The sequence below is a fragment of the Clavibacter nebraskensis NCPPB 2581 genome (assembly GCF_000355695.1).
Taxonomy (GTDB): Bacteria; Actinomycetota; Actinomycetes; order Actinomycetales; family Microbacteriaceae; genus Clavibacter; species Clavibacter nebraskensis.
This window is the reverse complement of sequence record NC_020891.1, coordinates 1,639,795-1,651,229: the sequence shown is the minus strand read 5'-3', so window position 1 is coordinate 1,651,229 and position 11,435 is coordinate 1,639,795. Positions and strand designations below refer to the sequence as shown.

At 72.6% G+C, this 11,435-nt stretch carries 10 protein-coding genes and 2 tRNA genes; 5 read left to right on the top strand and 7 right to left on the bottom strand.

Annotated features, from left to right (window positions below):
* Nucleotides 1–31 precede the first annotated feature (31 nt).
* A complete protein-coding gene (locus CMN_RS07785) occupies nt 32–613 on the bottom strand; it encodes an LbetaH domain-containing protein (protein WP_015490282.1) in 582 nt (193 codons plus the stop codon).
* Entirely contained in the window at nt 610–1,896 is a 1,287-nt protein-coding gene (locus CMN_RS07780; RefSeq protein WP_015490281.1) for a glycosyltransferase family 4 protein, read from the bottom strand. The genes CMN_RS07785 and CMN_RS07780 overlap by 4 nt, the downstream gene beginning before the upstream one ends.
* Before the next feature lie 170 nt (nt 1,897–2,066).
* On the opposite strand from CMN_RS07780, the gene gmd reads away from it, so the two are divergent.
* Both gmd and CMN_RS07770 read left to right on the top strand, forming a co-directional pair.
* A complete protein-coding gene (gmd, locus tag CMN_RS07775) occupies nt 2,067–3,119 on the top strand; it encodes a GDP-mannose 4,6-dehydratase (RefSeq protein WP_015490280.1) in 1,053 nt (350 codons plus the stop codon).
* Nucleotides 3,116–4,129, top strand: coding sequence for a GDP-L-fucose synthase family protein (locus tag CMN_RS07770; RefSeq protein ID WP_015490279.1), 1,014 nt, complete (start codon nt 3,116–3,118; stop codon nt 4,127–4,129). The genes gmd and CMN_RS07770 overlap by 4 nt, the downstream gene beginning before the upstream one ends.
* Before the next feature lie 91 nt (nt 4,130–4,220).
* Here CMN_RS07770 and CMN_RS07765 read toward each other — a convergent pair whose 3' ends face one another.
* From CMN_RS07765 to CMN_RS07750, 4 genes are all read right to left on the bottom strand, one after another.
* Nucleotides 4,221–6,413 carry an acyltransferase family protein gene (locus CMN_RS07765; RefSeq protein WP_015490278.1) on the bottom strand — a complete coding sequence of 731 codons (2,193 nt, stop codon included), beginning with the start codon at nt 6,411–6,413 and terminating at the stop codon, nt 4,221–4,223.
* Nucleotides 6,414–6,671: 258 nt separating this feature from the next.
* Nucleotides 6,672–6,745, bottom strand: a tRNA-Ile gene (locus CMN_RS07760).
* A 12-nt stretch (nt 6,746–6,757) separates the two neighbouring features.
* Nucleotides 6,758–8,017, bottom strand: a complete 1,260-nt coding sequence (locus CMN_RS07755; RefSeq protein ID WP_015490277.1) for a glycosyltransferase — start codon at nt 8,015–8,017, stop codon at nt 6,758–6,760.
* Nucleotides 8,018–8,194: 177 nt separating this feature from the next.
* On the bottom strand, nt 8,195–9,106 hold the full coding sequence (locus CMN_RS07750; protein ID WP_015490276.1) for a DMT family transporter: 912 nt from the start codon (nt 9,104–9,106) through the stop codon (nt 8,195–8,197).
* A 39-nt stretch (nt 9,107–9,145) separates the two neighbouring features.
* On the opposite strand from CMN_RS07750, the gene def reads away from it, so the two are divergent.
* The 3 genes from def (at nt 9,146) to CMN_RS07735 (ending at nt 10,333) form a co-directional block, all read left to right on the top strand.
* Nucleotides 9,146–9,712: a peptide deformylase gene (gene def / locus CMN_RS07745; RefSeq protein ID WP_015490275.1), complete on the top strand. Its 567-nt coding sequence runs from the start codon at nt 9,146–9,148 to the stop codon at nt 9,710–9,712.
* A gap of 77 nt (nt 9,713–9,789) precedes the next feature.
* Nucleotides 9,790–9,862: transfer RNA gene (locus CMN_RS07740), tRNA-Asn, on the top strand.
* Nucleotides 9,863–9,967: 105 nt separating this feature from the next.
* Nucleotides 9,968–10,333 (top strand): hypothetical protein, encoded by a 366-nt coding sequence (locus CMN_RS07735; protein WP_015490274.1) that lies wholly within the window; start codon nt 9,968–9,970, stop codon nt 10,331–10,333.
* Between the two features lie 21 nt (nt 10,334–10,354).
* On the opposite strand, the gene CMN_RS07730 is transcribed toward CMN_RS07735, so the two are convergent.
* The gene (locus CMN_RS07730; RefSeq protein WP_015490273.1) at nt 10,355–11,383 is read right to left on the bottom strand and encodes a lactonase family protein; all 1,029 of its coding nucleotides are present in this window, start codon (nt 11,381–11,383) and stop codon (nt 10,355–10,357) included.
* Between the last annotated feature and the right edge of the window lie 52 nt (nt 11,384–11,435).

Genomic DNA, 11,435 nt, shown 5'->3' with positions numbered 1-11,435 from the left:
GGGGCGCCGGAGCGGCCGGGGGACGCGCGCGTCAGCGTCCGGAGAAGCGCGAGCCGACCACGGTGCAGTCGGGACCCGACACGATCGCGTCGGCGGGCACGTCGCCCGCGACCACGGTCATCGGCCGGGCGAGCGCCGAGCGGCCCACGTGCGCGCCGCCGAGGACCAGGCAGCGCGACGTGATCCACGCGCCCGGCTCGATGACGATGGGGCGCGTGAGGAGGGCCATGTCGCGCCGGTGCGCGTGGCTGCCCGTGGTGAGCATCGTCTCCTGGGAGAGGACGACGTCGTGGCCGACGGTGACGAGGTCCTGGTTGTGGAACCAGACGCCCTCGCCGATCCAGGAGCGGTCGCCGATGCGCAGCTTCCACGGGAACCTCACCCGCGTGCGCGGCCGGAACACCACGCCGTCGCCGATCTCGGCGCCGAAGGCCCGGAGCGCCCGGACCCGGAGCGACGAGCTGATCTGCCACGGGTTCGTGACGAGGAGCAGCTCGACCACGGCCCACAGGTAGACGGTGCGCTTCGGGCGGTCCCAGGCCTGGCGCTCGCCGGGCGCCCGGGACAGGTCGATGACCGGGACGTCGGTCGTGGGGTCGGGTGCCGCCGTCACGCGCGCACCCCGGCCCGCATGGTGGCCAGCGACTGCGCGAACCGCGCGTACCTGGCATGGGCGCTCACGGGCGAGTAGCGGTTCTGGTACATCCGCTGGGCGGCGGTGGTGAGGGCCGCGGCGCCGTCGGTGTCGGAGCGAATGTCCTGCGCCGCCTGGAGCAGCCGCTCCGGGTCGCCCGGCGGGATGATGGCCGCCGCCCCGTGCTCGCGCACGACGCTCCCGGTGATGCCGCCGTCCTCGACCGCGGCGATGATCGGGCGCTTGCTGCTCGTGTACGACGTGAGCTTCGACGGCATGCTCATCTCGCGCACGCCCGGCTTCTCGTTGAGCAGGAGCGCGTCGGCCGCGGCCAGCGCGTACGGGTAGTCGTCGCCGTCGAGCGGCGGGACGAAGCGCAGCGAGCGGATCCCCGCGCCCTGCGCCTCGAGGGCGGCCCGCTGGTTGCCGTCGCCCACGAGCACGAACTCGATGCCGAGGTCGCGGGCATCGGAGAGGCGCGCGGCCTCGACGACCGACTCCAGCCCCTGCTTCATGCCCATGTTCCCGGTGTGGACGACCGTGAACGCGTCGCGTGTCCAGCCGAGCCGGGTGCGGGCGGCCTCGGTGGAGACGTCCACCGGCGTGATGTGCGTGAAGTTCGGGAGCCCGGAGATGGCTCCGTCCGGCAGGCCCTGCTGGATCAGCAGGTCGCCGAAGCGGGGCGTGATGACGCCGATTCGGTCGGCGCGACGGAGCAGCGCGTACTCCCCCGACGCGATGAGCCGGGAGGCGCGGCCCCCCGTGGTGCCGGACTCCCCCGCGGCGTTGCCCGTGAGGTCCTGCACCAGGACGCCGAACGGACGCCGGCCGCGGCCGATCGCTCCGGCGGCGAGGCCGGCGAGCGACGGCGTCACCGCGATGACGATCTCGCTCGTGTCCCGTCGCACCTCGCGGAGCGCTCCGCGCAGGAAGCTCGCCTCGAGCTTCGCCCGGCCCGCGAGGTCCGGCGTCTCCGGGATGGTGTGGCGGACGCGGGTGATGCGGACCCCGTCGCGCATCTCCTCCCAGCGTCTGCCCTCGGCGTACCGCTCGTCCTGCAGCTTCCACTGCGGGTAGTGCGGTATCCCGGTGACCACGTGCACCGACGCCCCCGCGTCGGTGAGCGCCTCGGCCATCGCGGTCGTGTACGGCGCGATGCCCGTGGTCTCCGGCCAGTAGTTGATGCCGACCAGGCAAACCGTGAGGCCCCCCAGGTCCGCCGTCTGTGTGCGCGCAGCGTCGGTCGTGCTCAAATCCCCCATGCGCCCATTCTGGTGCCTCGAGGTTTGAATGTCGTTAACGCACAGCGCGGCGTCGTACCCCGATTGCCGTCGACCGCCGCCCGCACGTTAGATTCGAGCGGACGGACGGCCGCGCCGGGCAACCGCCCCGCCGCCGTCGCGTCGCACCACATGAGAATCTGGGGGGATTCATGGCCAAGAAGGCTTTCATCACCGGCATCACCGGGCAGGACGGCTCGTATCTGGCGGAGCTGCTGCTCGCCAAGGGCTACGAGGTCCACGGCCTCATCCGCCGCTCGTCGACGTTCAACACGTCCCGCATCGACCACCTGTACCAGGACCCGCACGAGGACGGCGCGAAGCTCTTCCTGCACTACGGCGACCTCAGCGACGGCTCGCGCCTCACGACGCTGATGATGCAGATCCAGCCCGACGAGGTCTACAACCTGGCCGCGCAGTCGCACGTGCGCGTCTCGTTCGACGAGCCGGAGCACACCGCGGACACGACCGGCACCGGCACCATCCGCCTGCTCGAGGCCGTGCGCCTCTCGGGCATCGAGACCCGCTTCTACCAGGCCTCCTCGAGCGAGCTCTACGGGGCCACTCCCCCGCCGCAGAGCGAGACCACGCCGTTCTACCCGCGCTCGCCGTACGGGGCCGCGAAGCTCTACAGCTTCTGGATCACCAAGAACTACCGCGAGGCGTACGACATGTTCGCCGTCAACGGGATTCTGTTCAACCACGAGTCGCCCCGCCGCGGCGAGACCTTCGTGACGCGCAAGATCACCCGCGCGGTCGCCGCCATCAAGGCGGGCAAGCAGGACCACGTCTACCTCGGCAACCTCGACAGCATCCGCGACTGGGGCTACGCCGCCGAGTACGTCGAGGGCATGTGGCGGATGCTGCAGGCCGACGAGCCCGACGACTTCGTGCTCGCGACCGGCGGCAACTTCACCGTGCGCGACTTCCTCGAGACCGCGTTCTCGCACGCGGGCCTCGACTGGTCCGAGCACGTGCGGTTCGACCCGCGATACCTCCGCCCCACCGAGGTCGACGCCCTGGTCGGCGACGCCACGAAGGCCGAGGAGAAGCTCGGCTGGAAGGCCACCGTCGACACCACCATGCTCGCCCGGATCATGGTCGACGCGGACATCGCCGCGCTCGAGGCCGAGGGACGCCCGTGGATCGACTCCGTGAAGCTCGCGAGCTGGGGCACGGCCGACGCGACCGCGGTCGAGGCGTGAGCGCGGCCCCCGCGACCGGCGCGTCCGCTGCCGACGAACGCGACGCCGTCGCCTTCACGCCCGCGCCCCTCGACCGCTCGGCCCGCGTCTACGTGGCCGGCCACCGCGGTCTCGTCGGCTCGGCGATCGTCCGCCGGCTCGAGGCCGAGGGCTTCACCGACGTCATCGGCCGCACGTCCGCCGAGCTCGACCTCAAGGACCGCGACGCGGTCTTCGCGTTCTTCGCCGAGGAGAAGCCGGTGCACGTGGTGCTCGCGGCCGCGAAGGTCGGCGGGATCCTCGCCAACAGCACGTACCCGGTCGACTTCCTCAGCGACAACCTGCGGATCCAGGTCAACGTGCTCGACGCGGCGCTCGAGCACGGCGTCGACCGGCTGCTCTTCCTCGGCTCCTCGTGCATCTACCCGAAGCTCGCGCCGCAGCCCATCACCGAGGACAGTCTCCTCACGGGGCACCTCGAGCCCACCAACGACGCCTACGCGATCGCGAAGATCGCGGGCATCATGCAGATCCAGGCCGTGCGCCGCCAGTACGGCCTCCCGTGGATCTCGGCCATGCCCACGAACCTGTACGGGCCGGGCGACAACTTCTCGCCGCAGGGCTCGCACGTGCTGCCGGCGCTCATCCGCCGCTACGACGAGGCGCGCGCGTCCGGCGCGGAGTCGGTGACGAACTGGGGCACGGGCACGCCGCGCCGCGAGTTCCTCCACGTCGACGACATGGCCGCCGCGTGCCTCCACCTGCTCGAGCACTACGACGGGCCCGAGCAGGTCAACGTGGGCACGGGCAGCGACGTGACCATTCGCGAGATCGCGGAGACCATCGCGCGCGTCGTCGGCTACGAGGGCCGCACGGAGTGGGACACGTCGAAGCCGGACGGCACGCCGCAGAAGCTGCTCGACGTGTCCAAGCTCGCCGAAGCCGGGTGGACCTCCTCCATCGGGCTCGACGAGGGCCTGCGCTCCACGGTCGAGTGGTACCGGGAGCACATCACGGCTCTCCGGGAGTAGCCGCTCCCGCCCGATCCGACGGCCGTCGCGCATCCGCGCGGCGGCCGTCCTCGTGCGGCCCGGCGGACGGGTGCCGGCGCGTGCCCGCGGATCAGGCCGGCACGCCGGCCAGCGCCTCGTCGAGCATCTGCCGGAACGCCGGGGTGATCACGGCCGCGTACTGCGGTGTCGTGTGGACGCTGTCGCGCTTCGTGGGCGTGCTGCCGACGAAGGACGGGCATCGCTCCTCCCAGCAGAACAGCGACGACGTGTCAACGTAGGCGATGCCCAGCGCGGTGGCCGCGTCCTCCTGGGCGCGGTCGCCCACCTTCCAGGCGCCGGGGATCGAGGCCTGGCAGTCGGCGGGCGTCGAGACCTTCGTCGCGCACGTCTCGAGCGGCTGCCCGGTCGGCGGGGACGAGACCAGGACGACCTTCCCGACGCTGTCGCGCACCTGGCCGACCGTGCTCTGGACGCCGGCCGACCACTCGGCCACGGCGTCGTCGCCCGTCGCCTTCGACGCGAGCTTGAGGACCTGCCCGTAGCTGTTGCTGACGAACAGGATCTCCGGCTCCTCCTCCTGGATTGCGGCGATCGCCTGCTGCCGGAACTCCAGGCACCCACCCTTGGTGGACGCGTCGGGGAAGTCCCACTGGACGTCCATGACGGCGCAGCCGGCGAAGGTGAGCCCGCGGATGTGGTGGGTCGCCTCGAACATGGCGCGCACCGTGGGCAGCAGCGTGATGCCGGTCGAGTCGCCGAGGACCATGATCGTGGGCTTCCGGCTGTCGCCGAAGGAGCAGGAGCGCGGGTCCGCCACGTCGGTGCGGCCGCAGCCCTGGCCGTCCTCGACGGGCACGGCCGACTTCTCCAGGCCGTCGATCGCGGGGTCGAGCGCGGGCCAGCTGGTCGCGGCGAGCGAGTCGCGGATCTGCGCCTGCAGCGCGCCCAGGTCGCCGTCGGCGAGCACGGCGGCGACCTCGGGGTCCTCCTCGCCCGACGCGGCCGGGCCCGGCGCGAGGCGCGACGCCTCCTGGATCTCCTGCTGCCGCACGACGGCGAGGCTGATGAAGGTGACCGTCAGCAGCGCGGCCGTGCCGAGGGCCGCGACCTTGGTGCCCGTGGACGCCCCGAAGCCGGGACGGCGGCGCGCGCGCTTCTTCTTCCGGCGCGCGGCGGCACCGGGCTCGAGCCAGTGGGAGCGGCGGATCGGGTCCTCGAGGCCGTGGTACGAGAGCACCGAGAGGCCGAGGGTCAGCACGAGCACGATGACCGGGTAGCCGAGCCCGGCGGTGTCGGCGACGGCCGCCAGGATCACGATGACCGGGAAGTGCCAGAGGTAGAGCGAGTACGAGATGTCCCCGAGGTAGCGCGAGACGGGGTTCGTGAGCGGCCAGAGGGAGCGCTGCGCGCCGCCCGTGCCGCCGGCGATGACGAGCGCGGCGCCGACGACGGGGATCGCGGATCCGGGTGCGGGGATTGGCGACGCGCTGCTCAGCGCGAACAGGCCGTAGCCGATGACGGCGAGGCCGGCCCACGCGATGACCGGCCGGGCGGAGTCCGGGATGCGGCGCAGCAGCGGCGTGGCGACGGCCAGCAGCGCCCCGACGCCGAGCTCCCAGGCGCGGGAGAGCGTGGAGAAGTAGGCGACGGCGGCGTCGCCCGCGGTGTCGGCCATCGCCCACGCGAAGGAGCCGACCGTGACCACGAGGAGGATCGCCGTGAGGATCCCCCGGTAGCGGCCGGGTCCCCGGAAGCGGAGCGAGAGCGCGAGGCCGAGCGTGAGGAGGATCGGCCAGACGACGTAGAACTGCTCCTCGACGCCGAGGGACCAGTAGTGCTGGACGGGCGAGACGGCGCTGTCGGCGGCCCAGTAGTCGGTGTCGGTCGCGGCGAAGCGCCAGTTGGCGACGAAGGAGAACGCGGCGACGCTGTCCCACGCGATCGCGGACGCGCGGCCGGAGAGGAAGACCATCCAGCTGGCGAGCACCGTGACGAGGAGCACGGCGGTCGACGCCGGCAGGATGCGCTTGACGCGCTTGCGGTAGAAGTCGGCGAACGAGATCCGGCCGAGCCTGTCGTACTGGCGCAGCAGGAGCGACGTGATGATGAAGCCGGAGATCACGAAGAAGACGTCGACGCCGAGGAAGCCGCCGGACGGCCAGGCGAGCAGGTGGTCGAGGATGACCGCGACCACGGCGAGGGCGCGCAGGCCCTGGATGTCGCCGCGGAACGACCGGGTGCTCGATCCCTCCGGCGCGACCGTCGTGGATCGGCTCGTGCGGGTGGGTCGCGTGCTCGTCATCGTGTCCTCGCGGGTGGCGGCGGGCCCGACGCGCGCGTTGGCGCCTCGTCGGCGGGAGGCCGGTGGCGGTCGTCGGGCGCCCTCCTGGCCCCCGCGACCGGGGTTATTTCGGTACCCAGGGTAATAGAGCGGACATCGCCGTGGCGGTCCGGGCCGCACCGTGCTAGCGCAACGGCGCACCCCAGTCCGAGGGGCGCGCGCGATCGGGGGCGTGCCGCGGGGCGCTCGACCGCGTGCGCGGAGAGGGGGACGCGGGAGTAGGGCGGATGGGACTTGAACCCATGACCGACGGATTATGAGTCCGCTGCTCTGACCAGCTGAGCTACCGCCCCGAGGCGGCGGACCTAGGCGGCGCCTGAGCCGTCCGTCACGCCGCGTGCCTCGTCCGTGACCGTCGCAGCCACGGACTCGCCACGATACAGGCTCTCGAACGTCGAGATCGTGCGCTCGATGTCGTGCGTGGCGACCACGGCGAGGCTCTCGCGCTTCATGCGCTGGAGCTCCTCCTCGGGCAGCTCGAGCACCCGCTGCAGCTTCGCGGCGAGGTCGTCGACGTCGCCCGGGCGGAAGAGGTAGCCGTTCTCGCCATCATGGACGAGGTGCGGGAGGGCCATGGCGTCGGCGGCCACGACGGGGAGGGCGGAGGCCATCGCCTCCATCGTGACGATGGACTGCAGCTCGGCGATGCTCGGCATCGCGAGGACGGTCGCGCGCGTGTAGGCGCGGCGCAGCTCCTCGTCGGACACGTAGCCGGTGAAGGTGGTGCGCTCGGCGATGCCGAGGTCGGCGGCGAGCTTCTCGAGCGCTGCCTTCTGGTCGCCCCCGCCGACGATCTCGAGCTCCGCGTCGAGCGACGCGGGCAGGATCGCGAAGGCACGGAGCAGCACGTCGATCTGCTTCTCCCCCGTCACCCGGCCGACGAACACGACGCGGTTGCGGGTGCGCGGCGCGAAGTCGGGCGTGTAGTTCGCCGCGTCGATGCCGCAGGAGATGGGGATCACGCCGGTGAGTCCCGTGTACTTCTCCAGGAACTGCGCGGCCCGGCGTGTGGGCGTCGTGACGGCCTCGGCGCGTCCGAACGTGCGGCGCGCCGCCTTCCACGCCATGGAGATGGCCTTGTCCTGCCACGCGACCGGCAGCAGGGTGTGCTGGAGCATGTTCTCCGGCATGAAGTGGTTGGTGCCGATGATGCGGATGCCGCGCTTCTCCGCCTCGATGCTGAGGCCGCGGCCCGTGAGGATGTGGGACTGGAAGTGCACCACGTCGGGCTGCACCGCGTCGAGGATGCGGGCGCAGTCCCGGTTGACGGACCACGGCTGGGCGAAGCGCAGCCAGTCGTGCGGGTACCAGCGGTAGCTGTGCAGGCGGTGCGCCGTCATCTCCTGGCCGTCGTGCACCTCGGTCCACGTGCCGTGCTTGCGGCTGGCCGCCGGCGCGACGATGTGCACCTCGTGGCCGCGGCGGACGAGTCCTCCCGCGAGGCGCTCGGCGAAGCGCGCGGCGCCGTTCACGTCCGGCGGGAACGTGTCCGCGCCGATGAGGATGCGCAGGGGTCGGCCGGGTGTCGCGGGCTCGCGCGGGGTCTGCCCTGAGGTGTTCGGCAAGAAGTGTCTCTCCAGTGGTGTCGGCGTCCGGCGTGCGTCACGTGGATCCGGGTGGCGCGGGCCGGGTGTCGCAGAGCAACGTATCGCACGGGTCCCGGGACGGCCGGACGGCGCACCGCGGTCGCGGCAGCCGGGCCGGGGACGCGGGAGCGCCGTCGATCGAGGACCTGCGCCGGATCAGGTCGCGTGCGGGTGGTGCTTCGCGAGCTGGAACACTCCGACGACCGCGACGGCGCCGGCGACGAGGAAGGCCACCCCCGCGTATACCGGTGCGTCCGCGGCCTCGCCGAGGACCGTCACGCCGATGCAGACGGCGACGAGCGGGTCGACCACCGTGAGGCCCGCGATCACCAGGTCGGGCGGGCCCGAGGAGTACGCCGTCTGCACGAAGTACGCGCCGAGCAGGGTCGCGGCCACGAGGGCGACGATGCAGACCGCGGTCAGCACGTCGAAGTCGCCCGTCGTGAGGCGGTTGATCACGACCTTGGCGAGCGTGGCGACGAACCCGTAGAGCACGCCCGCGCTGATGATGTAGAAGATCGCGCGCACGTGCTTCCGGAAGTAGAGGAAGAGGCCGCCGAGCAGCGCGAGGACGATCGCGAGGATCACCAGGATCGTGATGAGCTCGGGCGTGCGGATGGGCGTCTCCTTGGCGAAGACGGCCGCGAAGATGACGAAGAGGCCCACTCCCCCGATGCAGAGCGCGACGGCCCGCTTGGCCTTCAGCTCCAACCGCTTCCCCGTGGCGCGGGAGTTGAGGATCGCCGTGACCACGAGCGCCACCGCGCCGAGGGGCTGCACGACGATGAGGGGCGCGAGGCGCAGGCTCGCGAGCTGGAACACGATGGCGAGGCCGAGCATCACGGTGCCGGCGACCCACGACGGGCGGCCGAGCAGCGCGCCGAGCTGGCGGAGGCTGAGGCCCGCCGTGCTCTTCTTCCCGAGCGCCTCCATCTTCGCCACGCCCTGCGACTGCAGCTGCGCGCCCAGGGACAGGAACACGGCGCCGACGAGCGCGATCGGGATCCCGAGCGCCTGGTAGGGGGTCAACGAGGCGGCCTGGAGAACGGGGCTGGCGTCGAAGGGCACGCCCCGACCCTACCCGGCGGCCCGCCTATCATCGGCAGCATGGCCGTCCTCCCCATCCGGATCACCGGAGACCCCGTCCTGCACGCCCCGGCCCGCGAGGTGGAGGCGTTCGACGACGACCTGCGCGCCCTCGTGGCCGACATGTACGACACAATGGACGAGGCGCCCGGCGTGGGCCTCGCGGCACCCCAGGTGGGCGTCCCGCTGCGCGTGTTCGTGTACTCGTACGAGACCGACGAGGGCGAGCCGCTGCGGGGCGTCGCCGTGAACCCGGATCTCTTCATCACGCCCGTCGCGGTCCGCGAGGCCGACGAGGACACCGAGGAGGAGGGCTGCCTGTCGTTCCCGGGCGAGCGTTTCCCCCTCGTGCGCGCCGACCGGGCGATCCTCCGCGCGGTCGACCTCGACGGCCGGCCGTTCGAGATCGAGGCGGCCGGGTGGTTCGCGCGCATCCTGCAGCATGAGTTCGACCACCTCGACGGGCTGCTCTACACCGACCGCCTCGCGCACGAGCACCGGAAGCCGGTGGCAAAGGTCATCCGCAGGAGCGGCTGGGGCGTGCCCGGGCAGTCGTGGCTGCCGGGACGCGACCACCTCGAGGACTGAGGGACGCGCCCGGGGCGACACCGGGTGACCGGAGGCGGCCGATTTCTTTGCTACGCTTTCCAGGTTGCTCCACGTGATCCTCGATAGCTCAATTGGCAGAGCAGCCGGCTGTTAACCGGCAGGTTGTTGGTTCGAGTCCAACTCGGGGAGCGAAGGCCTCGCGGCTCCACCCGCGGGGCCTTTTACTTTTCGCCTCCGTCTCCCGTCCGCCCCCGATCCCGACCGCCCTCCCCCCGCGCCGGGTAGCGTCGGGCCATGGGGATGTTCCAGGTCGTGGTCGCGCGTCCGAACGACGCGGATCGGCTGTGGCCGCTGCTCGACGAGGACCTGCGGACGCGCGAGGCCGCGGCCGACGACCCGGTCGCCGACGCGATCCTCGTCCGGCCCGCCGACGGGCCGGCCGACTCGCTGCCCGTCCTCGAGGCCCGGCGCGAGCGGATCGTGCGCCTCGTGTCGGATCACGCGCGACCCGTGCTCATCGCCTACTCGGGGATCCGCGCGGTCGGATTCGCCCTGATGGACCGCAACGGCGTCGGCGGCCGCGCGTACACTTCCGCGGGCTGGCGCGGGCTCGGGGTGGAGGAGGAGATCCGGGCGGCCGCTCCCCTGCTGCTGCGCTGACCGGCCCGCGAGGGAGCGCTACTACTCGAGCGGCAGCAGGTAGGTCGGGCTCGGGACGGTGATCACGGCGGGTGCCGCGGTGGGCAGCCCGGTCGCCGCGTCGAGCCGGAACGACGCGACCGTGCCGGATCCCTGGTTCGCCACGTGCAGCCGGTCGTCGACGAGCGCGTGGTGGCGCGGCGTCGCACCGCCGCAGTCGAACGCGGCGACGGGGGCGAGGGCGCCGTCGGCGGCGATGCCGACCACGGCGATCCGGTCCGAGCCGCGCAGGCCGACGTAGGCGAGGCGCTCGTCGGCGGACACCTGCACCTCGGCCGCGGAGTCACGGGCGTCCGGCTCGTCCGCGCACGCGGTGGACGCGGCGACGCGCCACGACGTGCCCGTCCCCTCGAGCGCGTGCAGGGTGCTGTCGAGCTCGCCGACGAGGAGCACGCGGCCCGACGACAGGAGGGCCATGTGCCGGGGCCCCGTGCCGGGCGGGAGCGCGACGGCGCCGATGCGGTCGAGCCGGCCGTCGCGGAGCGCGTGGACGAACACGGCGTCGGTGCCGAGGTCGGCGCTGAGCACGATGCCGGCGCCGACGTGGAGCGTGGCGTGGGCGTGCGGGCCGTCCTGCTGCGGGCGGGGGCCGGATCCCTCGGACGGGAGGAGCTGCACGGCCTCGCCGAGGGAGCCGTCGTCCGCGAGCGGGTGCACGGCGACGGTGCCGTCGCCGTAGTGCGAGGTGAGGAGCAGGCCGTCGACGACGTGCAGGTGGCAGGGGCCGGATCCGCCGCTCGGCTGTCCGCCCGCCCACTGCAGCGAGCCGCCCGGCCCGCGGCGGAACGCCTCCACGCGGCCGACCGCCTCGCCCACCGCGTAGACCATGTCGCCGTGCGCGAGGAGGAACGAGGGCGACGGGGTCTCCACCGCGGTGCCGACCACCGCGAGGTCGCCCTTGATGGGATCCACCGCGAGGGCCGTGATGCCGACGCCCGATCCGCCGGCGTCGGCGGTGTAGCCGCCCGCCCACATCGAGACCTCGGGCACGGCGACTTCCTCGGGCGTCATCACGCCGCTCACCCTACGGGGCCCGTCACCGCGGCGCGCCGCGGCGGACGGG

Coding starts and splice junctions, on each gene's coding strand:
- CMN_RS07765 (WP_015490278.1), bottom strand. CDS start 6,413: ATGACGAGCACGCGACCCACCCGCACGAGCCGATCCACGACGGTCGCG.
- CMN_RS07735 (WP_015490274.1), top strand. CDS start 9,968: ATGGGGATGTTCCAGGTCGTGGTCGCGCGTCCGAACGACGCGGATCGG.
- gmd (WP_015490280.1), top strand. CDS start 2,067: ATGGCCAAGAAGGCTTTCATCACCGGCATCACCGGGCAGGACGGCTCG.
- CMN_RS07730 (WP_015490273.1), bottom strand. CDS start 11,383: ATGACGCCCGAGGAAGTCGCCGTGCCCGAGGTCTCGATGTGGGCGGGC.
- def (WP_015490275.1), top strand. CDS start 9,146: ATGGCCGTCCTCCCCATCCGGATCACCGGAGACCCCGTCCTGCACGCC.
- CMN_RS07780 (WP_015490281.1), bottom strand. CDS start 1,896: ATGGGGGATTTGAGCACGACCGACGCTGCGCGCACACAGACGGCGGAC.